Source organism: Rhizobium gallicum bv. gallicum R602sp, from assembly GCF_000816845.1.
Taxonomy (GTDB): Bacteria; Pseudomonadota; Alphaproteobacteria; order Rhizobiales; family Rhizobiaceae; genus Rhizobium; species Rhizobium gallicum.
The window spans coordinates 2,280,796-2,304,804 of the sequence record NZ_CP006880.1 but is presented as its reverse complement, the minus strand read 5'-3'; the positions used below and the strand labels follow the sequence as shown (position 1 = coordinate 2,304,804).

General features: G+C 61.1%; 21 protein-coding genes and 1 pseudogene. 7 read left to right on the top strand and 15 right to left on the bottom strand.

Annotation, left to right across the window (positions count from 1 at the left end):
- Nucleotides 1-58 precede the first annotated feature (58 nt).
- Nucleotides 59-427 (top strand): annotated as a pseudogene (locus RGR602_RS34025) (winged helix-turn-helix transcriptional regulator); the annotation flags it as partial.
- Between the two features lie 466 nt (nt 428-893).
- Here the strand turns inward: RGR602_RS34025 and RGR602_RS34020 are convergent.
- From RGR602_RS34020 to RGR602_RS34010, 3 genes are all read right to left on the bottom strand, one after another.
- Nucleotides 894-1,403, bottom strand: coding sequence for an RES family NAD+ phosphorylase (locus RGR602_RS34020; protein ID WP_040116281.1), 510 nt, complete (start codon nt 1,401-1,403; stop codon nt 894-896).
- Entirely contained in the window at nt 1,400-1,885 is a 486-nt protein-coding gene (gene parS, locus RGR602_RS34015) for a type II RES/Xre toxin-antitoxin system antitoxin (RefSeq protein ID WP_040116280.1), read from the bottom strand. Before parS ends, RGR602_RS34020 begins: the two co-directional genes overlap by 4 nt.
- A 386-nt stretch (nt 1,886-2,271) precedes the next feature.
- Entirely contained in the window at nt 2,272-3,114 is an 843-nt protein-coding gene (locus tag RGR602_RS34010; RefSeq protein ID WP_052451892.1) for a ferredoxin--NADP reductase, read from the bottom strand.
- 202 nt (nt 3,115-3,316) lie between these two features.
- Here RGR602_RS34010 and RGR602_RS34005 point away from each other — a divergent pair, with 202 nt between their 5' ends.
- The gene (locus tag RGR602_RS34005; RefSeq protein ID WP_040116279.1) at nt 3,317-4,531 is read left to right on the top strand and encodes an amidohydrolase family protein; all 1,215 of its coding nucleotides are present in this window, start codon (nt 3,317-3,319) and stop codon (nt 4,529-4,531) included.
- A gap of 311 nt (nt 4,532-4,842) precedes the next feature.
- Here the strand turns inward: RGR602_RS34005 and RGR602_RS34000 are convergent, their stop codons facing one another.
- From RGR602_RS34000 to RGR602_RS33975, 6 genes are read right to left on the bottom strand one after another with little or no spacing between them, the layout of a single operon-like run.
- Nucleotides 4,843-5,427, bottom strand: coding sequence for an amino acid synthesis family protein (locus RGR602_RS34000; RefSeq protein WP_040116278.1), 585 nt, complete (start codon nt 5,425-5,427; stop codon nt 4,843-4,845).
- Entirely contained in the window at nt 5,424-6,008 is a 585-nt protein-coding gene (locus RGR602_RS33995; RefSeq protein ID WP_040116277.1) for an amino acid synthesis family protein, read from the bottom strand. Before RGR602_RS33995 ends, RGR602_RS34000 begins: the two co-directional genes overlap by 4 nt.
- The gene (locus RGR602_RS33990) at nt 5,953-6,912 is read right to left on the bottom strand and encodes a UPF0280 family protein (RefSeq protein ID WP_063856031.1); all 960 of its coding nucleotides are present in this window, start codon (nt 6,910-6,912) and stop codon (nt 5,953-5,955) included. The genes RGR602_RS33995 and RGR602_RS33990 overlap by 56 nt, the downstream gene beginning before the upstream one ends.
- Nucleotides 6,913-6,958: 46 nt before the next feature.
- On the bottom strand, nt 6,959-8,452 hold the full coding sequence (locus RGR602_RS33985) for a 6-hydroxynicotinate reductase (protein ID WP_040116276.1): 1,494 nt from the start codon (nt 8,450-8,452) through the stop codon (nt 6,959-6,961).
- Nucleotides 8,453-8,464: 12 nt separating this feature from the next.
- The gene (locus tag RGR602_RS33980; RefSeq protein ID WP_052451891.1) at nt 8,465-11,251 is read right to left on the bottom strand and encodes a molybdopterin-dependent oxidoreductase; all 2,787 of its coding nucleotides are present in this window, start codon (nt 11,249-11,251) and stop codon (nt 8,465-8,467) included.
- Entirely contained in the window at nt 11,248-12,099 is an 852-nt protein-coding gene (locus RGR602_RS33975) for an FAD binding domain-containing protein (protein WP_040116275.1), read from the bottom strand. Before RGR602_RS33975 ends, RGR602_RS33980 begins: the two co-directional genes overlap by 4 nt.
- A 296-nt stretch (nt 12,100-12,395) precedes the next feature.
- On the opposite strand from RGR602_RS33975, the gene RGR602_RS33970 reads away from it, so the two are divergent.
- Nucleotides 12,396-12,875 (top strand): MarR family winged helix-turn-helix transcriptional regulator, encoded by a 480-nt coding sequence (locus tag RGR602_RS33970; protein WP_040116274.1) that lies wholly within the window; start codon nt 12,396-12,398, stop codon nt 12,873-12,875.
- Between the two features lie 2 nt (nt 12,876-12,877).
- Here RGR602_RS33970 and RGR602_RS33965 read toward each other — a convergent pair whose 3' ends face one another.
- The 5 genes from RGR602_RS33965 to RGR602_RS33945 form a co-directional block, all read right to left on the bottom strand.
- Nucleotides 12,878-13,576 (bottom strand): ABC transporter ATP-binding protein, encoded by a 699-nt coding sequence (locus RGR602_RS33965; protein WP_040116273.1) that lies wholly within the window; start codon nt 13,574-13,576, stop codon nt 12,878-12,880.
- A gap of 3 nt (nt 13,577-13,579) precedes the next feature.
- Nucleotides 13,580-14,323 (bottom strand): ABC transporter ATP-binding protein, encoded by a 744-nt coding sequence (locus tag RGR602_RS33960; protein WP_040116272.1) that lies wholly within the window; start codon nt 14,321-14,323, stop codon nt 13,580-13,582.
- Complete coding sequence (locus RGR602_RS33955) at nt 14,311-15,273, bottom strand: branched-chain amino acid ABC transporter permease (RefSeq protein WP_040116271.1); 963 nt, start codon at nt 15,271-15,273, stop codon at nt 14,311-14,313. The genes RGR602_RS33960 and RGR602_RS33955 overlap by 13 nt, the downstream gene beginning before the upstream one ends.
- Entirely contained in the window at nt 15,270-16,151 is an 882-nt protein-coding gene (locus RGR602_RS33950) for a branched-chain amino acid ABC transporter permease (protein WP_040116270.1), read from the bottom strand. Before RGR602_RS33950 ends, RGR602_RS33955 begins: the two co-directional genes overlap by 4 nt.
- A 178-nt stretch (nt 16,152-16,329) precedes the next feature.
- Nucleotides 16,330-17,643, bottom strand: coding sequence for an ABC transporter substrate-binding protein (locus RGR602_RS33945; protein WP_040116269.1), 1,314 nt, complete (start codon nt 17,641-17,643; stop codon nt 16,330-16,332).
- 814 nt (nt 17,644-18,457) lie between these two features.
- Here RGR602_RS33945 and RGR602_RS33940 point away from each other — a divergent pair.
- Complete coding sequence (locus RGR602_RS33940; RefSeq protein ID WP_052451890.1) at nt 18,458-19,957, top strand: hypothetical protein; 1,500 nt, start codon at nt 18,458-18,460, stop codon at nt 19,955-19,957.
- 140 nt (nt 19,958-20,097) lie between these two features.
- Here RGR602_RS33940 and RGR602_RS33935 read toward each other — a convergent pair whose 3' ends face one another.
- A complete protein-coding gene (locus RGR602_RS33935) occupies nt 20,098-20,751 on the bottom strand; it encodes a TetR family transcriptional regulator (protein WP_040116268.1) in 654 nt (217 codons plus the stop codon).
- A gap of 286 nt (nt 20,752-21,037) precedes the next feature.
- Here RGR602_RS33935 and RGR602_RS33930 point away from each other — a divergent pair, with 286 nt between their 5' ends.
- The 3 genes from RGR602_RS33930 to RGR602_RS33920 all read left to right on the top strand — a co-directional run bounded on the left by RGR602_RS33930 (nt 21,038) and on the right by RGR602_RS33920 (nt 23,983).
- Nucleotides 21,038-21,598, top strand: coding sequence for a TRAP transporter small permease (locus RGR602_RS33930; protein WP_040116267.1), 561 nt, complete (start codon nt 21,038-21,040; stop codon nt 21,596-21,598).
- Between the two features lie 10 nt (nt 21,599-21,608).
- Complete coding sequence (locus RGR602_RS33925; RefSeq protein ID WP_040116266.1) at nt 21,609-22,889, top strand: TRAP transporter large permease; 1,281 nt, start codon at nt 21,609-21,611, stop codon at nt 22,887-22,889.
- Nucleotides 22,890-22,966: 77 nt separating this feature from the next.
- Nucleotides 22,967-23,983 carry a TRAP transporter substrate-binding protein gene (locus RGR602_RS33920; RefSeq protein ID WP_040116725.1) on the top strand — a complete coding sequence of 339 codons (1,017 nt, stop codon included), beginning with the start codon at nt 22,967-22,969 and terminating at the stop codon, nt 23,981-23,983.
- The last annotated feature ends 26 nt before the right edge of the window (nt 23,984-24,009 follow it).

Below are 24,009 nucleotides of genomic sequence, written 5' to 3'. Positions count from 1 at the left end.
CGTTATCTTAGTGCCGTCGTTAATTAAGCGAAAGCACACTTGCTGCTGCAGGAGGTCAGAGCACGGCAACTGGGAGGCCTGGCTAGACTTTTTCCTTACCGGGGTGGCTGACACTGCCAATCAGGCGTTCGATGCAGCAACTCACATCGTGGACGTCTTCAAGGAGGATCGCGAGCGTATCACCACCGAGAGCGACCGGGCTGGTTCAGCGCTTCGCATCCACGACCTCTTTCAGCAGAATCCATTTCTAACAGCGAATCAACTTGTTCAGAGGGCTGGCCTTTCTGCACCGACGGTGAACGCAGCGCTCGCGGATCTCGAGCGCTCTGGCGTTGTTGAGGAGGTGACGGGCCGAAAACGCGGCCGGGTGTTCAGCTATCGGCGCTACCTCGCGATCCTTAGTGAGGGCACCGATCCATTGCCCTCGACTATCTTAAAGATCGCAACGGGAACCGCTCCGCGAGCTCTGTCAACCAAATCACAACTACGCGGCTTCCCACACTTGATTAAGGATTTTGGCTGCCAGGGCAGACTTGTCCTGCGGCAAAACCCCTGAAAATGGAATTTCGCACATATCAAAACACTGGACCCGAGTTCTTCGACACTTTCACGACTTGAAGTCATCAGGGCAATGTCATTCCCGCGCTCGCGCTGTGCTTAGAAGCGGTTCGATCGCATGAGCAAGGTAAGCGCTCATTTGACCGTCCGAGGCGTTCCTGTCCTATGTCACGCTGATCGCGCCCGGAGGAGGGTCGCCTGCCGGGGTTCGCGGAGATCTCCTCGTCCGCCTGGTTGTGACACCGACGTCTAGGAACGGCTCCTCAAGACCAAAGCGATCGTCGACATGACCCTTCGCGAGCATGCAGCTGCACGTGCCTGCTCGCAGTTGGCCGTCATGTCGTCGATGGCGGATGTAGTCTTGTATCGAGGGCGAAGGCCTCCTGGAACTTGAGCGCATACGCGCCTGCCGCAACGCTTGCCACGAAAATGAGATTCCAGCTGTGCGTCGATACCGCGCTCGGGATCGTGATAAAGCGATGCCGCCGAAGCAGATCGTCGCCGAAGGCTTGCTGACCAGCACTCGGGATACCCGGACGCAGCCAATTCGGATTGGGAACATTCGCAGGATCGACGACATGCACAGCGGCGATGTCGGTGATGACGGACGCCGTCAGCATATGGGGAACCATGTCGAGTGCGCGAAAACCCTTGTGAACGGCGACCTCGAGGATCGCCGTCGACGGGTCGATCGAACAGTAGACAGCTCGAACGCCTTTGCTGTTCCAGCGCCCCCCGACCCGGTAGGCGCCTTCGCCGCTATCCCATGTCGATGCAAAGCTTGCCTGATCAAGCCGCCAGGCAATCAACTCGGACCCGCCGAGCGCGATCGGCAGTGGCGTCATGCATAGACGCCGTATTCAAGCCGTTCGAGATAGTCCTCGACCAGTTCGACGCCGGCGGGCGTGCCGAGAAGATCGATCGGACGGCGTTGGTCGAGCCCAATCGCCGGACCCTCCAACCATTGTTCGGCCTCCGCCTGCGTTCCGAAGACATCCGTCGCCTTTGCCAGGATCTCGGCAAACTTCCAGGCCCGGCCGCTCTGCTCCTGGCTCAGCGGTTTGGAAGGCGCATCCTTGCGGCGCTGCCAGGTCCGCAGGCTCATGCCGACGGCCTTTTCCAGAGATTGGGTCTTGCCGATAAACACCAGCTGCCCAATCAGATGATCGACCGCAGACGTCGGCAGGCCATGCAGCAGGAGCTCATGCGCATCGAGCGCACTCGTGAGCCGGCGCGACAGGATACGGGCGCCACCAAGTAGCGCCGCAACCTTCTGCAGTTCCCCGGCTGTACCTTCAGGAAGGATATTTTCCGCCGCGACCACCATCGTGCATCTCCGTGTCATCTGTCGTTTTATATATGACAGTTGACGTTGCCTCCTTCAAGAGTGCAAGCCGTATGTCGTCTGCGCAGCGAATATGGTGAGGTGGTCGTGCCACGAAAACCTCTTTTCCCAACAACGCGGTGCTGGACGCGCATGGCTCTCAGCTGAAGGCCCGAGCCCGGACGACGAGCGAGGCCGAAGCACGCTTTGCTATCGCACTACCGTGGAAAGCTATCGACTGATCGAACCCTACGGACTTGATCCGCTTGAAAACATGCCTGATGGCGGCACGCTGCTGCATATGAAGGCGCGGACCCGCACATGATGGATCCAGCTCTCGACTGCCAAGCGTTCAGTTTCCGTCGGGTGCCGGATAATCGGGCTTGAAGTCAACCGACGAATGCCCGTTCGACAACATAAGTGGCCGGCGCATGGTTGGCGCCTTCGACGAGCCCGAAGGATTCGAGAACCGTCTTGCTGTCCTTCAGCATTTCCATCGAGCCGCAGATCATGGCGCGGTCCTGCGTCGGATCGAAGAGCGGCAGCCCGGTTTCGCGAAAGAAAACTCCGCTGCGGATGAGATCGGTGACACGGCCCATGCGGGGGAAGGCTTCGCGTGTCGTCGTCGTATGGAGGCGCAGTTTCTCGCTTGCTGCTTCTCCAATCAGCGGATCGTTTTTAAGTCCGTCTACCAGTTCGGTGATGTAGGTGAGTTCGGCGACTTCTCGGCAGGTCTGCACGAGGATTACTTCCTCGAACTTCTCATAGGTGTCTGGATCGCGGATAAGGCTCGCGAATGGCGCGACGCCTGTTCCGGTCGAGAAGAGGTAGAGCCGCTTGCCCGGCAGCAGGGCATCGAGCACCAGCGTACCAGTCGGTTTCCTGCGCATCAACACCGTGTCCCCGGGAATGATCTTCTGCAGGTTTTCGGTGAACTGCCCGCCCCGCACCTTGATCGAAAGGAATTCGATCTCCTCGTCCCAAGAGGGGCTGGCCATCGAATAGGCGCGGAATATCGGCTTTGGCGCATTTGGCAGGCCGATCATGACGAATTCGCCGGAGCGGAAGCGAAAGCTTGCGGGCCTGGTGATGCGGAAATGGAACAACCGATCGGTGTAGTGTTTCACCGCCGTCACCGTCTGAGCAAAGATGTCTGCCGGGGCTGGAGATTTCGGCCTGTCGGCGTCCTCATTCTCTCCTGCGCCGGTTTTGCCGGTCGATTGCGTGGTCATTCGGGTTTCCCGTTCCATCGACAATAATTTGTTTGTGTACGAATGAAATGGAAATCCGAAACGGCGCTTTTGTCAATAAAGGATTTGGGCTCGACAGAAATTTCCGGCAAAGTTAGCATTCGTATGCAAATTGGATCGCCGAACCGTGCCGCAGATAAATTTCGCCGGATCCGGCGTGCAACAATCAAGGAAGGGGACGAAAATGGCTGATGTAGCGGGCGGAAACGAAAAGGCTGGCAGGCTGGTCATCAAGAATATCGGCCTGATCCTTTCCGGCAAGATCGAGCAGCCGATCCTCGACGGGGACTGTATCGTTTGCGACGACGGAATTATCACCGCAGTAGGCTATGAGAAGGACATCGACACGGAAGGCGCCAAGACGATCGTCGACGCCAGGGCGACGACAGTCGCCCCCGGGCTGATCGACAGCCACGTCCACCCGGTGATCGGCGACTACACACCGCGCCAGCAGCAACTGAACTGGATCGACTCGACGCTCAACGGCGGTGTAACGACGATGATCTCGGCTGGCGAAGTGCACGCACCCGGCCGTCCGCGCGACATCGTCGGCCTCAAAGCGCATGCGATTGCCTCGCAGCGGTTCTACGAAAATTTCCGTCCCTCAGGGGTCAAGGTTCATGCCGGTGCGCCGGTCATCGAGACGGGCATGGTCGAACAGGATTTCAAGGATCTGGCGGAGGCCGGCGTCAAGCTGCTCGGCGAAGTCGGTCTCGGCAGCGTCAAGGACGCCGCCAATGCCAAGCAGATGGTGGCCTGGGCGCGCAAATACGGCATCCAGAGCACAATCCACACTGGCGGTCCTTCGATTCCCGGCTCGGGCCTGATCGACAAGGATGTGGTGCTGGAGGCGGATACCGATGTGGTCGGCCATCTGAACGGCGGGCATACGGCGCTGCCGGACGACCAGATCGTCTGCATCTGCGAGCGCTGCATGCGGGGTCTGGAGATCGTTCACAACGGAAACGAGCGTGCGGCGCTGCTGACGGTCAACACGGCGCGTGAACTCAAGAAGCTCGATCAGGTCATTCTCGGCACCGATGGACCGGCGGGTTCCGGCGTGCAGCCGCTCGGCATCCTGCGCATGGTGTCGTTGGTCGCAAGTCTTTCCGACACGCCGGCGGAGGTGGCCTTCTGTTTCGCCACCGGCAATACGGCCCGCCAGCGCAATCTCGACTGCGGCATCATCGAGCCCGGCAGGACGGCCGACTTCGTCATCATGGACCGGGCCCAGCATGCGCCAGGCGCGACCCTCCTCGAGTCCGTGAAGCTCGGCAACCTGCCCGGGATCGGCATGACAGTCATCGACGGCGTAATCCGGACACAGCGAAGCCGCAACACGCCGCCGGCCACGGCGGTGCCGGAGATCGTCTTCGGCCGGTATGCCCAGTATGGCTGACGCAGCGCCGGTCTTCACTCAGATCGCCGCAGCGCTTTGACGTGCCGAGTGGTTCATGAAAGCAGGTAACTTGATTGATATTGTCGCGTTGCTAGGCAATCCCATCTTGTCTACATTCGGCGCCTTAACCGGGATGCTCTCCCATACCAGCTTCTCCACACGTCACGATCAGACCACGCTTCGCACCGTCTTTCCTGTCGGGGCCCCGAGTGAGAAAAGGCGTGGGCGGGTTTTCGCAGGCACCACACCTTAACCTTCTAGATCGTTCACATTTATGATTTTTGGGCGGAATGGATCAAAATCACCGTGATCTAGCGCAGTCCGTCCTTGCCTTCGATCTCGTCCACCTTCAGGCCGCCGACGCGGGCAAAAGGCCGGCCGCTGTCCGTGACGGCGACGGCGACCATGATCTCGTCGGCGCGCGGGGAATCGTTAAGGCTTACCTCCATGCCGTCGAAGTGTGAGCGGACGAAGGCTGCATCCTTGTGGCCGAGGGGTATGTCGAGTGTCTGGCCAGGCCCGCCACGCTTCTTCGACGACGGGACCAGGGCCGCGCCTTTCTCGACGGCGGCGCGAAGCGGCTTGCCCATGGCGGGATGCAGTAGGGCGGCGGCATGTTCCAGCTCACCGTTCTCGCCGACCATGGCTGCCTTGCCGTAGCTCTCGGCCTTGGAGGGCTCAATGCCCAGTGCCACCACACATTTCTCTCCCAGCAGGCCGCCGAGTTCGGCGCCGATATCGATCAGCGGCGTCAGGTCCTCGACATAGCGTCCGGCAAAGGGGTTGCGGATAACCGCAATTGCGGCCGCCTTGCGGGTCGGCGGCGAAACCGTCCGGCCCATTTCAGAATGGGTTTCCTCGAGAAAAACGGCGAGCTTACGGATTTCGGCTTTCATCTCAGTCCATCCTCTCCCTTGATGTCTTCTGCTTTTAGTCCGCCGACGCGGGCGTGAATGCGCGCGCCGGTGGTCATTACCAGCGCCAGTACCATCTCGTTAGCGCGCGGTGCGTCGGCAAGGCCGACCTCCATGGCGTCGAAATGGCTGCGGACATAGGACGCATCGATATGGGTTACGGGAACGTCTAGCCGCGTGCCGGCGGCGCCGACTTTCTTCGTCGAGGGAACGATCGCCTTGGCGTTACCCAATGCCTCGCGCATGGCATAGCCGCCCGGCACATGCCATAGGGCGCCATGTTCCACTTCGCCGGCCTGACCGACAATCGCGCCCTTGCCATAGCCCTCGATCGCGCCCGCGTTGCCGCCGAGCGCTTCTATCAGCCGCCTCGCCATGTCGAGGCCGAGAGGCTCCAGATCCTTCATGAAGCCCTGAATATCCTCATGATAGGCGCCCGCGAACGGATTTTCGATAACGGCAAGCACGGCGCCGCGCTTCAGCGGCTTTGCAGGTGGCGTGCCGCCTTCATGGCGGATTTCCTCCACCGCCGTAAGGATTTTCCTGATCTTTGGTTCGGCCATGGCTGACGTGCTCCGTTGCGATGATTGTGTTTCCGGTGGAGTCCTGATCGCACGCCATTGCCAGGCGCCCCTGATCCTGAAGAAAAAGCGCGGCTCTTTCGATGAAACCGAGCGCTATGAAGCGCTCAGCTTCCGCGCCGCCGCGTGACAGAGCTTCCTCGACCTCGTCGGATGCCAGCCTGCCGCAATTGCGCACGACGAGCCTTGTTCCGAGATCGCTGTCGTCGCGGACATCGACGGCGCGGACGCGTTCGATTGCAGGATGGCCGGGAAGATCGACGGCATTGGCGATGAGCGTCGCGGCGGCATCCGCCTCGGCTGCGGTGCGGGCAATGACGGTAACGGATTCGGCAATGCCGAGCGAGAGGCTGCGGCCCCCCCTGCCGCTGGTGGCGATACCGCGGCTCTGGCAGGCGCCCTTCAGCTCGAAATGGCCAAGTGAAACATTGTCTAGCCGGGCGATGCGGACACGGAAGGAGGCGTCACCGTGGAGATGGACAGCGATGTCGCCGCCATTGTTGACGTAGATCCGGGCCGGTCTTTCGACTGGTGAAAAAGCGGCAACCATTGAGTCTAGAATTTCCTCCGCGACGGCGCCGGCAACGGCGGCCATCGGTGTTATGAAACGGTATCGCGAAAGCGGCTTCACTGCCGCGACCATCCGTCTGGCGACGCTTCCGCCGGGATCGGACATGTCCGGATCCGCTTCGGTGCGAAGCAGCGGCAGCTCCGACGTCAGCTCCTCAAGCACCGTTTCGAACCTCGCAGTTGCGACCTCGAAGGCACGGGCGCGCATATCTGCCGCGTTGCAACGCAGGCGAGCGCCGTCATCGGCGCCGATGACGAGGTCGATCGGGCCGTGCTGCAGGTGCAGCCTGCCACCTGATCCGTCCTGATCCGGCAAGTATCTCGCCTGAGGACCCAAGGTCGTCACTCCGTTACTGTCCGTGTCATGCCTGCCACTTGAAATTTTGGCTTTCGGTTGGCCAGGGTGCGTCCTGGCGCTGAGCGACCTTGCGTTCCGCCACCTTCAGCGCCTCCTCGATCGGTACCACCGCTTCCATATGGCCGCCGAGCGCACGGTAGTCGTCAAGCCGCATAGTGAATTCGATTGGCGCGACGAGTGCGGGGGTCGGCACGTAGCCGAAGGAATTGGCCGGCATCTGCGTCACGTCTGCCATCACGGTAATGCCGCCGCCGGGCCAGACATAGGCCGGCGCGCCACCGCACGACACGTAGGTCAGTGCGTCCTTGACCGAGCGGGTGAGTTGCACCGGATTGCGCGTGACCCCTGCGCGCAAGCTGCCTCCGGCGCCACCCATGAAAAGCACCGAGCAGACGGCCGGCTCGCAATTTTCGGCGATTTGCTCGACCGATAAGCGGATATCTTCGGGCAGGCTCGTCTGGAGAGCGGGCACGAGGTTTTCGTCGAGAATGTAGTACCCATATTGCTCACCCGTGGTGGAGACCATCAGGAGGCGCAGGCCGGGATAGGCGGTCTTGGGATCGAACGCGCCGAGAATCGAGAGCGGATCGGAAATGTTGGTGCCGCCCCAGCCGGTGCCGGGCTCTGCCACCTGGAAATAGCGACCCGGGGTTGAACGGCGGCCCTTGATCCTGATGCCGGTCGCTGGGATGTCGAGCACGCGGCCAGCCTGGTGTTCGGAAAGAACGCCGGTGATGTGGTCGTCGACCACGACAACCTCGTCCACATGCCGCGCCCATTGCTTGGCAAACATGCCGATCGTCGCCGAGCCGCAGCCGACGCGCATTCGCTGTTCCTCGACGCCGTTGATGACCGGTGCCGTACCCGCCTTGACGACGATCCCCGCGCCGCCGTCGATCGTCATCGCCACGGCCTCACCGTTGCAGAGTCGCAAAAGTGCGTCGCACGTGAGGCGGCCCTCCTTCTTGGTCCCGCCGGTCAGGTGATGGACGCCGCCGAGCGAGAGCATCTGTGAGCCGTATTCGCCGGTCGTGACATGGCCAACCGGCTCGCCTTCAACGCGCACGGCAGAGGTCTCAGGGCCGAGATAGCGGTCGGTATCGATTTTCACCTTGGCGCCGCAGTAGCTGAAGATGCCTTCGGTGACGACCGTCACCATGTCGACGCCGCCTTCTCGCTGCGAGACGATGAAGGGGGCAGGCTTATAGTCCGGGTAGGTGGTGCCGGCGCCGACGGCGGTGACGAAGGAGCGCTTCGCCTGAACAAGATCGCCGTCCCAGTCCTTGTCTTCGGCGCCCGGCAGGAAGGAAACGAGCTGGCCGCCATTGTCCTTCCGGTTCTCGATGATCGTTAGGGGATCGACGCGAATGAGGTCGCCGCCGACATTGGCGTAGCGATCGCAGGCGCCGGATCTGCCCTCTGAAATGTAACACATCACCGGGCAGGCATCGCAGCGGATCTTGCCATCTATTGTGCTTTCGCTCGCTTGTTTGACCATTGGGATTTCCCGTCAGTTCTTCACTGCGGCGCGGATCGCCGCCATCACCTTCGCCGGCGTCGCTGGCAGGTGGTGGATGCGCACGCCCGCAGCATCGCGAATTGCGTTGAGGATCGCCGGCGCAGTCGGGATCAGTACATGCTCCCCGAGCCCCTTGGCGCCGTACGGTCCATGGCCGTCCTCGACCTCGACGATCAGGGTCTCGACGGGCGGAATGTCGCCGAAGGTCGGGATGAGGTAATCGTGCAGGTTCTCGGTGCGTCCCGGAACGAATTCCTCCATCAGCGCAAAACCCACACCCTGAGCGATGCCGCCCTGGATCTGTCCCTCGATCAGCAGCGGGTTGATCGCCCTGCCGACGTCATGGGCGGCGGTGAACTTCCGCAGCTTAACCGTGCCGAGCGCCATGTCGACACTGAGTTCGACCAGTTGCGCGGCATAGCCGAAGACCGCGTAGGGATGGCCCTGGCCGTTCTCGTCGAGCGGTCTTGTCGGCGGGTCGTAGCTTTCCTCGGCCACGAGGACGTAGCCGTCCGCGTCGGCAGGCAGAGCTTCGCCAAGATGAACCGTCCGGCGCACCTCGCCGTCGGCGAGGCGGATGACGCCGTTGTCGATCTTAATCTCGGCATCGCCCGAGACATTGCCGAGCCTTAGGATCTGTGTTCTCAGCGCTTCGCCACAAAGCCTAGCGGCATTGCCAGAAACATAGGTCTGTCGGGAGGCGGAGGTCTTGCCGGCATCGGGCGTCAGGTAGGTATCTGGACCGACGAGCATGCAGGCAGAGACAGGCACACCCAGCGCGGTCGCGAAAATCTGGGCGATAACGGTGTTCGAACCCTGGCCGATATCGGTTGCGCCCTGGTGCAGGACGATGGTGCCATCGGCGCGAATGCCGGCTTTGATGATCGAGGGATTGGGCAGCGAGGTGTTGCCGCAGCCGTACCAGCCGGACGCGATGCCGATGCCCCAGCGCAGCGGGCTGCCAGAACGTTCGGCTTCGGCGTTGCGATCCTTTGCTTCCGGGCCGGCGCGATCCCAGGCGGGTTGCAGGGCCTCCAGACAGGCGCCGATGCCCACGCCCTTGTCGAAGATCTGGCCCGTTACCGTCGGCTGGCCGTTGTCGAGCGCGTTAAGAAGGCGCAGTTCCAGGCGGTCCATGCCAAGTTTCAGCGCCAGTTCGTCGAGCAGGGACTCCTGTGCCATTGCCGCCTGCGGCACGCCGAATCCGCGGAACGCGCCGGATGGCGGACAGTGGGTGTGGATCGCCCTGCTCCGCGCGCGATAGTTCTCGATCAAGTAGGGGCCGGAGGCGTGCACCGGCACGCGGTTGGCGACCGTTGGCCCCCAGGAGGCATAGGCGCCGGTGTTGAAATCGCCGTTGAACTCAAGCGCAGTGATCTTTCCGTCTCGCGTCGCACCGATGCGGATTGTGATCTCGCTGGGGTGGCGCTTTGTGGTGGATTGCATGGATTCGGTGCGGGAATAGGCCATGCGCACCGGCCGGTTGGTGAGCCAGGCGGCAAGACCGATATAGGGCTGTATGGAAAGATCGAGCTTGGAGCCGAAGCCACCGCCGCAGGCTGAAGGCACCACGCGCACAGCCTCCGGCGACAGTCCCATGATCTCGGCCATGCTGTCGCGGTCCATGAAGGGTGCCTGCGTGCAGCCATAAATTTCCAACCGATTGCCGATGCGGATAGCATAGCCGGCTTCCGGCTCGATATAGGCGTGTTCGACGAAAGCGGTTGAAAAATCGCCCTCAATGACGATGTCGGCGGCGGTAAAGCCGGCTTCGACATCCCCACGCTTGACGAAGCCGCTGCACATCACGTTGCCCGCGCGGTTCCCGTGGAGGACGGCTGCCTCCGGCAAAAGTGCTTCTGCGACAGTCATTGCCGGCTTGCGCTCTTCCCAGCCGATCGGGAAACACTCCAGATCGAGTGCGGCGATCGCGTTCGCCTCACCGACAACGGCCGCGACGGCCTCGCCCCGGAAGCGCGCCACTTTCTCGGCAAAGACCGGCTGGTCGGCAAAGGGCGGGATGACGCCGAAGCAGTTCTTGCCGGGAATGTCCTTGGCCGTCAGCACCAGCTCAACACCGGGATTGGCGTCGCGCCAGGCCTTCAGATCGCCGAAAGCGAAAGCCGCATGCGGATAAGGCGAGCGGACGACGCGAAGCGACCACGCATCGTTGGGTGCAACATCATCGCCGAAGGCCTCCCGGCCCATGACCTTTGCAAGCCCGTCGATACGGGCAATGGCCGCGCCGACGCCGCCGTCGGTTAGCGTTGCGGGTCTTTCGAGCGCGCCGCCGGCATCCAGGATCGCGTCGATGATCTTGCGGTAACCGGTGCAGCGGCACAGCACGCCGCCGAGCGCATCCTGAACAACGGTCTCGTTCAGCTGCGTACAGGAGCGCAGCAGCGCGGTTGCCGTAACGATTATGCCCGGCGTGCAGATGCCGCACTGGGCGGCGCCGTGCCGCTGGAAGGCTTCGGCGAGACCTTTTGCGACCGCATCCGTATCGACAAGCCCACGCAGCGTCTCGACCGCACGGCCATTGGCCTGCGCCGACGCTGTGGTGCATGAGCAGACGGGCTCGCCGTCGAGCAGTACGGTGCAGGCGCCGCAGTCGCCGGCGTTGCAGCCGATCTTGACGTCCTTGCAGCCGAATTCCTCGCGCAGCGTTTCGGAAAGCCGGCGCGCGGGATGGACATGGGCAGCGACGGCTTCGCCATCGAGGGTGAAATTAACTGCAACGGCATTCGCCGCGATCCTAGCTTCAGCGATCTGGTTCATGCCGCAAGCTCCCCGGCTGTCGCAAGCGCTGCGCGCAAAGCGCGGCGGAGCAGCTCTGTTGCTGCTTCGAGCCGATAGGCGCGATCGGCGCGGATGTCGTCGATCGGCGAAAGGACGGAAAGGTGACGTAGTTCGACGACTGACGCCAGGATCTCGCCGTTCAGCGGCTGGCCCGCAAGCTCGCTCTCCAGTGCCTTAATGCGGCGGGCGATCGGCGAGCATGCACCGACGGCGATTCTCGCCCGCGCGACGCGGCCCGACCCGTCGGCTTCGAGCAGAACGGCAACCATGGCGATGGAGATCACCAGATATCTGCGGGCACCGAGCTTGAGGAAGGCGGAAGCGGCGTTCCGGTGCGGCACGAGAATGGCAGTTACCAGTTCGCCGGGGCGCATAACAGTCCTGCGAACGCCCGTTATGAAGTCAGACAATGGAACGGTGCGGCGCCCCTCGCATGAGGCAATTTCGACCTCGGCGTCGAGCGTCAAAAGCGGCGGTACGCCATCGGCGGCCGGTGAAGCGTTGCAGACGTTGCCGGCGATCGTACCGGCGTTCTGAACCTGCAGCGCACCCACTTCGCGAGCAGCAGCCTGCAGACCATGGAAGAGTGGGGGAAGGTTTGCGCGCGCCACATCGCTCCAGGTGGTAACCGCACCGAGGCGCCAGCCATCGCCTTCCCTTCGGATTGTACGAAGCTCGTCAATACGGGAAATATCGATCAGATCGCGCGTGGCCGGGCGGTCGCGAAGGGCAGGGTAATAGTCGGTGCCGCCCGCTAGCACGTCATGCTGGCCAGATGCGAGAATCGCGACGGCCTCCTCGCAGCTCCGCGGAGTGTAATAGCGCATCTCTGTTCCCAATTTTTTATTTGTATACGAATAAGTATCGGATGACATCCCTACGCTGTCAAGCGCGCTTTTGGAGTGATGCCCAAGCTTGACGGGATGAATATGGGCGTTACTACAATGATTTACGCCCAGTGTTACAGTGGATTTCCCGATGGGGCTTTCCTTTGGCACCACGTTGTCGCATAAAGTCAAACGGGCAATTCGGCTAAACTCGGAAAATCAGGTGCCGACGAGACGGTCAATCGCATCGAATGTTGCCCGCAGTTCATTTGTATACAGGCAAAATTTAAGAGAAAATGCGAGAAGACCGAGCCGTGGCGGAGAAGAGAGAAAAAAAAGCAGCGTCGGTCGCACCAGAGGCGCCGCGCGACTACGTACTGCACGAACAGATCGGGTTTTTTCTCCGTCAGGCGAACCAACGCCACGTGGCGATCTTCGCGAGCCTTATCAACGACAAGCTGACGACGACGCAATGGGCGGCGCTGACCAAGCTCAAGGAAATCCAGCCGTGCTCGCAAAACAGGCTTGGCCGGGAAACGGCGATGGACGCGGCGACCATCAAGGGAGTTGTCGATAGGCTGGTCAAGCGCGGCTTCGTCAGCACCCTGCCGGACAGCAACGACGCGCGCCGGCTCGTCCTGTCGCTGACCGAAGACGGGCTCGAAGCGATCTCGCACAATGTCGTGGCAGCGCTTTCGGTTTCGGAAAAGACGCTGAGCCCGCTGACGGCGGGCGAGCGGCTGATGCTGCTGGAGCTGCTGCGCAAGATCTGCTGAGGTCAGGCGATCCCGACATATCTGTCGAGCAGATGCGGGTTACCACGAAGCTCGTCAACCGGAACCGTCGCCTGAACCCGGCCGTTCTCCACGAAGGACACGCGATCGGCGACCGACAGCACGGCATCGACGCGCTGCTCGACCAGCAGGATCGCCTTGCCCTGGTCGCGCAGTCTTAGTACCACATCGCGGATGGCGGCGATCATTGAGGGCATCAACCCCTCGGTCGGCTCGTCCAGCATGATCACAGACGGATCGATGCACAGGGCGCGTGCGGTAGCGAGCATTTGCTGCTCGCCACCGGAAAGCGTTCCCGAGACCTGGTTGAGTCGCTCGCGCAAGCGGGGAAAGAAGGTCAGTGCCTGCTCGAGAATATCGCGCGAGGTCTTGCGCGTCATCAGCCCGATCTCGAGATTGTCCCGGACGGTAAGCTCCGAAAAGAGCCGCCGGCCCTGCGGCACGTAGCCTATGCCGTGCCTTGGCACTTCATGGGCGGGAAGGGCATTCAATTCCGTACCGGCAAGCTTGATGCTGCCGGAACGTGCCGGCAGGAGACCCATGATCGCCTTCAGCGCGGTGGTCTTGCCGGCGCCGTTGCGGCCGAGCAGGCAGAGCACCTCGCCGGCACCGACCGTTAGAGAGAAATCCTTCAGCGTCTGGCTGGTGCCGTGATAGACGTTCAGGCCGGTAACAGTCAGCATGGATCAGGATCCCAGATAGGCCGCCTGCACGGCGGGATTGGCACGGATGGCTTCCGGCGTTCCGCTGGCGAGGATCTCGCCGGCGTTGAGCACGGTGATCGTATCGGCAAGCTGCATGACGACGGGCATGTTGTGCTCGATCAGGAGGATCGTCGCAGTTTCCGCGATCTCGCGGACGAGGGCGCAGAAATTCTCGATCTCGCCGTCAGAGAGTCCTTGGGTAGGCTCGTCGAGTATCAGCAGTTTTGGTTCGAGGGCAAGGCCCATCGCGACCTCCAGAAGCCGTTGATGGCCGTAGGAAAGTTCGCCGGCCCTGGCGGCTGCACGATCCTGAAGTCCGACGCGCCGCAGCGCGAAATCGACCCGCTCGGCAATCTGTTCACTGTGCAGCCGGGCGAATGGCACTTTCGCGCGGGTGAGTGCGCTCTGGGCAGAGAGCGCGACGTTTTCGTAAGCACTGAGTTTGAAGTAGACGCTGGTGATCTGAAACGTATAGGCGATACCTTGGCGTACGCGCTTGAAGGCGGGTTCGCGCGTGATGTCGCGGCCGAGGAACTCGACGCTTCCTTTGCTCGGGGCGATGCGGCCGGAGAGCAGCGATACGAAGGTCGTCTTGCCGGCCCCGTTCGGGCCGATGATCGCGCGGATCTCGCCGACCTGCAGCTCGAAATCGACATTATGGACCGCTTTCAGCCCTCCGAAATTCCGACTGAGGCCCTTGGTGCTGAGTAACGTCAAGGCAGCCATGATACCCACCTTTCGCGGATGGTCCCGACGATGCCCTTCGGGAAGAACAGCACCAGTGCGATTAGCGCCAGACCGGTTACTAGCAGATAGGCGGCGGTGTATTCGCTGGCGATATCGATCATGTAGAACATGGCGACGGTGCCGAGCAGCGGCCCGAGAACGGTGCCTGCGCCGCCGAGCAAAGTGAAAAGCAGCGCGTCGATCGAATATTGGATCGAGGCGAAGGACGAGCCGACATAGGCAAACAGTAGTGCATAAGCCGAGCCTGCCATCGCAGAGAGCGTGCCGGAGATCACCAGCGCCTTCAGCTTGATCCGGAACGTGTCGTAGCCGAGCATTAGGGTGCGCGGCTCGTTTTCGCGGATCGCAATCAATGTGCGGCCGGTCGTTCCGCGAACAATGGCGAAGATGACGACGGTCGTCAGCGTCAATAGCGCCAGTGCGATATTGTAACGGACGGTGGGATCGGTGAGGTCGAAGCTTGCGCCGAAAAGTTCGAAGCGGCGGGCTGCATCCGGCATCACCAGACCTTCGTCGCCCCGGGTATAGGTGGTAAAGTAGAGGCTTGCGAGATATGCGACCTGCGCGAACATCATAGTGACGATCATGAAGGCGACGCCGCTGGTTCTCAGCGAGATCAGCCCGACCAGCAGCGATGCGAGAAAGCCCGAGCCAGTGCCGGCAACAAATGCCGCCGGTACGCTCCATCCGAGATGATAGGCTGTGAGCCCCGCACCGTAGAGCCCGGCGGCGAAGAACAGTGCATGACCAAGGCTGAGCAGCCCCGCATAGCCGAAGAGCAGGTTATAGCCCATGGCAAAGACTGCGAGCACCATTATGCGGGCGATCGCCAGGTGGTGGTAAGCCGGCAGGACGAACTGCAGAACGAAGAGCGACATGATGACGAGCAGATGAAGCCCGGCGGCCTTGGTGAAGCTTGGTGACGTCATCGTGCCCTCGCTCCGAAAAGCCCCTCGGGTTTGAAGACCAGGACAAGCGCGACCAGCAGCGTCGAGATCATCTTGGCGAGCGTCGGCGAGAAGAAGACGGAGATGACGCCGTCGCTGAGGCCGATGATCAGCGCGGCGATGACCGTGCCGCGCAGGCTCCCCAGGCCGCCGATGATGACGACGATGAAGGAAAGCAGCAGCGGATCGAGTCCCATCAGGTAATGCGCCTGCCGGATCGGCACGATCAGTACCGCCGCGATCGCAGCGAGCATGGCGCCGGCGGCGAAGACATAACCGTAGACCTTGCCGACCGGGATCCCGAAGGCCTGCGCCGTTTCGCGATCGAACTGGGTCGCCCGCATGATGAGGCCAAGCCGCGTTTTCGTAAGGATGTACCAGCAGATGCCGAGCAGCGCGATCGCGGCGGCTATGACAAAGAGATTGTAGCCGGAATAGCCGAACCACGGGAACTGGACGCGGAAGTAGAAGGGCGCCTCGACCGGGCGCGCATCCGGGCCATAGGCGATCAGCACCGTCTGCTGGATGACATAGAGCATGCCGATGGTGGCCACGATCGTCGCTTCCGGATCATATTCCAGCCGCTTTAGGATCAGCCGCTCGCAGGCATAGGCGATTGCGCCCACCAAAAGCGGGCTGATGACCAGCGCCAGAAAGAAACCCGCAGCCGGATTGGACGACAAGAGCGATGCGGTCCACCAGGCAATGACGGCGCCCAGCATGTAGAATTCGCCATGCGCGACGTTGACGATCCGCATGACGCCGAAAACCAGGCTCAAGCCGAGAGCCGTCAGGGTCAGCACCGCCGCCTGTAGCAGGCCTTCGAGCGTTGCCAGCAGCAAAAAAGGGCCAAGATCCACGACAATGTCCTCTGCAAGGGGTTATGCCAGCGCCTTGCTCGCGAATGCACAAATCCAGCACCCCGCGCAACGCCGCACGTTTGGCCCTCCCGTCGCCTTGCGGCTCGGGCCGGACCCGAGCACAATCGGCCGCGACGGGATTGCTCTTAAACAGCCGCGGCCCTTTAGCCTTTGCAGGCTAGAGGGACATTTTCGTGTAGTCGGCACTGACCTCGTAGAGGCCGTCCTCGATCGCCGTCCTGTGGACGAGTTCAAGGCGCCCGCCGGTCACCTTGGAAATGTTCTGGTGACCGTAGCACTGGTGGTTCTTGCCGTTGAAGATCTTGTCGCCCTGCGGATGTTCGCGGCCCTCATCGAACTTCTGGATCGCCTCCATGGCCTCGATGAAGCCCTGCTTGTCCTTGGGCGTCTGGCCCTCATAGCCGCTGGCTTCCATCGCCTGCTTGATGGCAAAGAGCGACTCCCAGCAGCCGAACATGTGGGAATAGGTCGAGATGTCCTTGGGATCCGAGGCGCTGGCGCCATTGGCGTCCACGCCGACCATCTCGCGGTAGAACTTGTCGTACTCTGTCTGGTCCTTCTGGGCGTAGCGCGGATTGCCTTCCCAGAAATAGGTGCCTTCCAGGAATTCGAGCTGCGGCGTCGCAAGGTCAACCGCCTCAAGGCTGTCGATGAAGCCGAAGATCTGCGGCCGGGTGGAGCCAAAGAATTGACCGAGCTCCTTGACGAAGGTGAGCACCGCCGGGCCGACCATGACGTGGTAGAGCACTTCGGTGGAGGAGGAGATCTGCGGCAGATAGCGGGTGAAGGAGGATTCGGTCGGAGGGATGGCGATGAGCCCCGCGACCTCGCCGCCCTGCGCCTTGATCGCCTCGGAAAAATAGTCGCGGTGATCGTGGCCGAAGGCAAAGTCAGGGAAGATCATTGTGACCTTCTTGCCGAGATTCTTGGAAATCCAGGGCGCCATTGCGATGACCTGCGAACGTACATCGGTAATGCCCGGCTGGAAGACATAGCGATTGAGCTTGCCGGAAGCTACGTGATGGCCCTCCGAGACGACGACATAGGGCATCTTCAGTTCGCCGGCGCGCGGCGCAGAGCCGATTACCACATGCGAAAAGAGCGTGCCGTACGCCACGTCGACCTTGTGCTGCGTCGCGAATTTCTCGACGACTTCGGCGCCGCGCTTGGGATCGGTGCCGTCATCCTCGATGATGACCTCGACCGGCCGTCCGTTGATGCCGCCGCCGTCATTGATGACCTTCACGGCGGCCGCCGTCACGCGCTCATACCAGCGCCCGTAGGAGGCACCAATGCCGGTACGGTGGAGCTGGAGGCCGATCTTCACCGGCTCTGACGTGCCCGCCTGACTGTAGCGAACGAAGCCGGGCATCGCCTGCAGGGCCAGGCCTGCACCTGCGGTAGCACCCATTGCCTGCAAGACCGAACGTCTGGAGATGCCCTTTTGGGGCTTGATAATGCTGTTGGACATTGTTGGTTCCCCTGTGCTCAAAGCGGACGTCTGCCGTCTGTTTATACCGTGTCAGATCGTTCGTTTGCCAACAAATCACGAGAAAATGTAATTGACAAGGGTCACGCGTCTGCGCTCCTGCATGGAGGTTGAACAGCCCGTTCGCATCGCTGATTTCGGGCTCTCGACGATCGTTACGCCCGCCTCGCCCATGGCTGCAAGTTGGTAGTCGCCCGAGCCGCACAGACCAATACTCCGGCTAGCCGGCAACGTGACGCTGAGCTTGCAAGCCCGCAAAGGCGGTGTCGAGCAGCCTGAAATCAGTCGCAAGCTCGGACAACACGGCCTTGCGGGATGCCGTTCACCAAGGAGAACCGCCATGATCGATCGGTGTTTCGCGGTCGTTCTGGAGGAGGGCGAAATGGTTGCCGATCAAGCCTTGCGGATCACGATTCGCTCCTCTCAGGCATGCCAGCGTGAACTGTCGCGCAGTCAAGGAGGCAATGATCCGGTGAGGGCACCTGCTCGCCGTTGGGCGATGCGACCATGCGGCAGGCGCCACCGTCGTGGTTGCTGGCAAAGGACGAATGGTTCGCAGGCTGCCGGTCCACGGCGAGAACCACGCTTTTTCATGGCGCCACTAGCTCTTCGAGCGTGAAGACGACCTCAAAGCCACCCGCTACCGAAAGATTGCCGCCAGGGCAGATACCGCTCTTAAGGTCGATGACGTGCGGGGCTGATCCGAAGGCCTTGCAGCATGCGCATTTTCGAGGTTCGGCATGGACATTCGCCTTTTACTTGTGTTCGTATGCAAACGATAATCTTCGGGGGCGGGATGACGATCAGCATTGCTTGGTACACTGGATCCGTCGCGCGCGGGGGCATTGCAGCGATCCTTCCGGTTTTGCAAAAAGGGGTGGCCCTTGCCGCCGGTAGTGTGGTCCTGGCCGTCTCAATTGCTTGCCCCGCCTTTGCCCACGGCAGCGAACGCGGTTTCGTCATGCTGCTGCCGACCGCTTATTACCGAACAGGCGGGGCGCTGGCGGTCGCGGCCTCCTTCGTGACGCTCGCCATCCTGCCCGCGGCCTGGTTCAAAACGCTCACGCGGGCTGAGCTGAGCTGCGCGCGGCTGCCTCGCGTACCCCGAAATGCCGCCAGTCTCTTCAGTTTCTCGCTGCTCGCGATCCTTTTTGTCGCTGGCCTTTTCGCCACGCCGGATCCGCTGGAAAACCTACTGCCACTGATGGTCTGGACGGTCTTCTGGGTCGGGTTCACACTTCTGCAGGCGCTTTTCGGCAATCTGTGGCCGTGGCTCAATCCCTGGACGGGGCCACTTGCGGCACTGAGAAGCATGACGGGCAGCCATCTCGCACGGACGGCGCTCGTCACTATGCCGAAGACCGCAGGCTATCTCCCGGCATCGTTGATGTTCCTATTGATTGCTTGGTACGAACTCGTTTCCGTCGCGCCTGACAATCCGCCGGAATTGGCCATCGGGGCTGCGATCTACTGGCTTTTCAATCTCGTTGCGATGATCGTTTTTGGGCAAGGCGAGTGGATGCGGCGGGGAGAGGCGCTGTCGGTCTTCTTCCGCTTTGTCGGCACGGTCGCTCCGTTCTCGGGACGTCGAAGACAAGGCCGCCGTTGGCTCGTGGTCACATGGCCTGGCCGGCGCTTTGTCGTCGGGCGTCCGCTATCCGTCAGCGCGACGCTATTCGTTCTTTTGACGCTTGCCACCGTCTCCTTCGACGGGTTTTCGAAGACCTTCACATGGCTCGGATTTGTTGGCGTCAATCCGCTCGAATTCCCCGGCCGCAGCGCGATGATGACGGTCAATACGTTCGGGCTTCTGGCGGCATTTGTCGTGCTTGCCGTCGTCTTCTATCTCACGGTATATCTGGGAAACCGCGCTGTAGCTGTGCCCCGCGGGATGACACTTAAGGCTTCTGCCGGGCTATTCGTTGTCTCCATCATTCCAATTGCGATCGCCTTTCACGCTGCCCATTACCTGACGGTTCTGCTTGTCAATGGCCAGTATTTTGCCGCGGCGATATCCGATCCCTTTTCGCTTGGATGGAATTTGTTCGGGACGGCGCATTTGCACCCGACGACATCTTTTCTCAGCAATCTGGAAAGGGTTTCGATCCTCTGGACCGTGCAGACTGTCATCGTGGTGGCGGGGCATATCGCCGGCATGATGCTCGCCCACATGGTCGCAATCGAGCACTTCGGCACAACCAAACGCGCCGTCCGCAGCCAACTTCCTCTCGCAGCAGGGATGGTCTTTTATACGGTCTTCGGCTTATGGCTGCTGTCGACGCCAGTGGCAGGATAGAAAAGACAGTGCCCCGTCTCCATCGGCCTTGTTGAGCGCCAAGCGCGCGTCGTCGGCGACGTCCAGGCCGGCTCGCCGCTGAATTCTTCCAGTTGGCGGCTACACAATATGGTTGATCGCCGCCGCAAAGCTGGCCGGCGTCAATCCGGCGACGGGCAGGACTTGAGATAGCTTACGACGGCATCGGCGATCATTCCGCGGTGCCGGTCGATCGTCTGGCTTTCCGAGAGATCCCGCCTGAAGATCGTGCCGAAGGTATAGCGGTTCGAGACCCGGAAGAAGCAGAAGGCGCTGATCATCATGTGGACATCGATCGGATCGGCCTTGCGATGAAATACGCCCTGTTCGAAACCACGTTCCAGGATTTTAGCGATCGTCTCTATGACCGAGACGTTGAGGTCGCGGATGGCATCCGAGCGCAGCATATGCGTGGCGTGATGAATGTTCTCGATGCTCACCAGCCGGACAAAATCCGGGTTGGCCTCGTCGTGATCGAAAGTCGTTGCGATGAGCGTGCGCAGGGCTGCTTCCGGCTCAAGGTTCGAAAGCTGAAGGTCGGCTTCCAGCGAGCGGATCTTGCGGTAGGACTGCTCCAGCACGGCGAGATAGAGACCCTCCTTACTGCCGAAATAGTAATAGATCATTCGCTTCGAGGTACGGGTCTTTTCCGCGATCGCATCGACGCGCGCACCGGCGAGGCCATGGGTCGCGAACTCCTTCGTCGCGACGACGAGAATATCCGCCTGCGTCCGCTGCGGATCGTTCTTTCGTCCGTTTTCAGCCCGCTGCGCCATCTCTCTCACGACCCTATTCCCTAAACCGCTGTTTCCAATCGTCAAAACGGAAGCCTGAACGTTGGAAGGCTGCCATTTCATGCACGCTCGACGACAAAGTCATATTCACCTTGCACGTCCGTTTCAATAGATCACCGCTTGACATTCGAACTAGTTAGTACATTTTGAAGACGAGGCAACTTGCCCCGGAGGAGGGGCGCGAGGTCACCGCTCAGATGCACGTCCCCGCGCGGCTGACGGACGTCGGAAGATCCTGGATCTGTTGCCCACGCTTTGGGAGGAGCGGATGACCCGCATCATCGATTTCTATTTTCTCGTGCTGAAGGCGACGATCGCTCTCTTGCTGGCAGGCATGGTTGTGCTCGTCTTCGGCAATGTCGTCCTTCGCTATGCCTTCAATCAGGGCATCACGTCATCCGAAGAGCTGTCGCGGATGTTCTTCGTCTGGCTGACATTTCTCGGCGCGGTCGTCGCAATGCGCGAGCATGGCCATCTCGGTGTCGATTCGGTGCTCCGGCGCCTGCCACCCACGGCTGCCAGAATGGCTGCACTCGCCGGGCATGCACTGATGCTGCTGGCGACCTGGCTTATGATCAGCGGTGCCTGGACGCAGACCCTGATCAACGTCCATGTGGCAGCGCCGGCAACCGGGATTTCGATGGCCTTCTTCTACGGCGCCGGTCTGGCGTTCGGGATCCCGGCATTTCTCATTCTCTTGTGGGACGCGTTCGCGATCGCCACGGGCCGCATCGATGTCACGACGGTCGAACTTGTCCGCGACAGTGAGGAACAAGTCGCGCTCGAGGATCACGATCCGGCACTTGCCAAGCTCGTGACAAAGCATTGAGGGGCGGGAAATGACTGTATCCATCTTCCTCGGAGCGCTTCTCGGTCCCATGGCGCTTGGAGTGCCCATCGCCTTTGCCCTGATCATCAGCGGCGTTGCGTTGATGATGTATCTTGACATGTTCGATGCGCAGATCGTGGCGCAGAACGTGCTGAACGGCGCCGACAGCTTTCCGCTGATGGCGGTGCCTTTCTTTCTTCTTGCCGGCGAGGTCATGAATACCGGCGGACTTTCTCGCCGCATTGTCGACCTTGCCATGGCGATGGTGGGCCATGTCCGAGGCGGCCTCGGTTTTGTCGCCATCTTCGCCGCCTGTGTCCTTTCGAGTCTTTCCGGCTCGGCCGTTGCCGATGCCGCGGCCTTGGGCGCGCTTCTTTTTCCGATGATGCAGAAGTCCGGACATGACCCGGCGCGCACCGGCGGCCTCCTCGCCTCAGCTTCCGTTATCGGGCCGATTATTCCTCCGTCGATCGGTTTCATCCTCTTCGGCGTGGTCGGCGGCGTTTCGATCACCAAGCTTTTTCTGGCGGGAATTTTCCCGGGACTTATGATCGCAGCCGCACTCTGTGTGACCTGGCTGATCGTTTCTCGAAAGGAGCAGTTCGCACTTCCCCCGAAGCAGAGTGGCGCGGTGCGTCTTAAAGCCTTCATCGACAGCATCTGGGCCCTGATGCTGCCGGTCATCATCATCGTCGGCTTGAAATTCGGCGTCTTCACGCCAACCGAAGCAGGCGTCGTTGCCGCTGTTTATTCGCTCTTCGTCTCGATGGTCATTTATCGCGAACTGCCCCCCGCGAGACTGTTTCATGTCTTTGTGGCGGCCGCCAAGATCACCTCCGTCGTCATGTTCCTGGTTGCCTGTGCAGCGGTTTCCGCCTGGCTGATCACAGTTGCCGACGTGCCCGGCGAGCTCGCGGCCCTGATCGAACCGCTCATGGACAATCAGACCCTTCTCTTGCTCGCCATCATGGTGCTGATCGTCGTCGTCGGAACCGCCATGGACATGACGCCGACCATCTTGATCATGACGCCGGTCCTGATGCCGATCATCAAGCAGGCAGGCATCGATCCGGTCTATTTCGGCGTGCTTTTCATCATCAACAATGCGATTGGCCTGATCACGCCGCCGGTCGGCACCGTGCTCAATGTTATCTGCGGCGTCTCGAAGCTCTCGATGGAAGAGTTGATGAAGGGCGTCATGCCCTTTCTCATCGCCGAACTGATCGTTCTGTTTCTGCTCGTCCTGTTTCCGCAACTGGTGACCGTTCCGGTCTCCTGGTTCGGACACTGATCGCAGTTTCGCCGGCAACGGCGAACGAATTTCAACGCGGCCGGAGGGAGATGCCGGCCACAACCTGGGAGGAAGACATGCTGAAGATATTGACGAAGCTGGCATGGGGATTGGTGTTGCCGATCGCACTGCTGGCAACTGGCCCGGCCATGGCCGAGATCGGCGAGCACCAGCTGAAATTCGCCTCGGCGAACAACAAGGGCCATCCCCAGGTCATGGGAATGGAGAAGTTCGCCGAGCTCTTGAAGGAAAAGAGCGGCGGCAAGATCGAGGTCAAACTCTTTCCCGGCGGCGTGCTTGGCGGCGACGTTCAGACCGTCTCGGCGCTGCAGGGCGGCGTGATCGAAATGACGGTGCTCAATGCCGGCATCCTTGCAAGCAACGTCAAGCCGTTCGGCGCCGTCGATCTGCCCTTCCTCTTCAATAGCGGCGAGGAAGCAGACAAGGTGATGGACGGACCGTTCGGCTCCGGCCTGATGAAGCTTCTGCCAGATACCGGCCTCGTTGGTCTTGCCTATTGGGAGCTCGGTTTCCGCAACCTGACAAACAATCGCCACGCGGTCACCAAGCTTGAGGACATCAAGGGCCTTAAGATCCGTACGATCCAGTCGCCGATCCCGATCGAGCTCTTCAACAGCCTTGGCGCCAACGCCGTTCCGCTTCCATACACCGAGCTTTATACGGCGCTCGAAACCGGCACTGTCGACGGCCAGGAAAATCCGGCTGCAAACATCATCAATGCCAAGTTCTTCGAAGTGCAGAAGTACATGACGGTGACCCGCCATCAGTACAATCCGCAGATCGTGCTCATCAGCAAGAAGTTTTGGGATGGGCTCAACGATGAAGAAAAAGCTCTCTTCCAATCGGCCGCAACCGAGGCACGCGACTATCAGCGCAAGGTTTCGCGCGAGATGGACGTCAAGGCTATCGAAGAGATCAAGAAGACCGGCATGGAAGTCAGCGAACTGAGCCCGGAAGAGACGCAGAAGCTGCGCGACGCCGTCAAGCCGTTGATCGACAAGTTCAGCCCTCAGATCGGCGCAGAAACGGTCGCCCAGCTCATGAAGGAACTCGACACCGTTCGCGGCAAATAATCAGAGGACCAGGCCCGCTGCTGGGG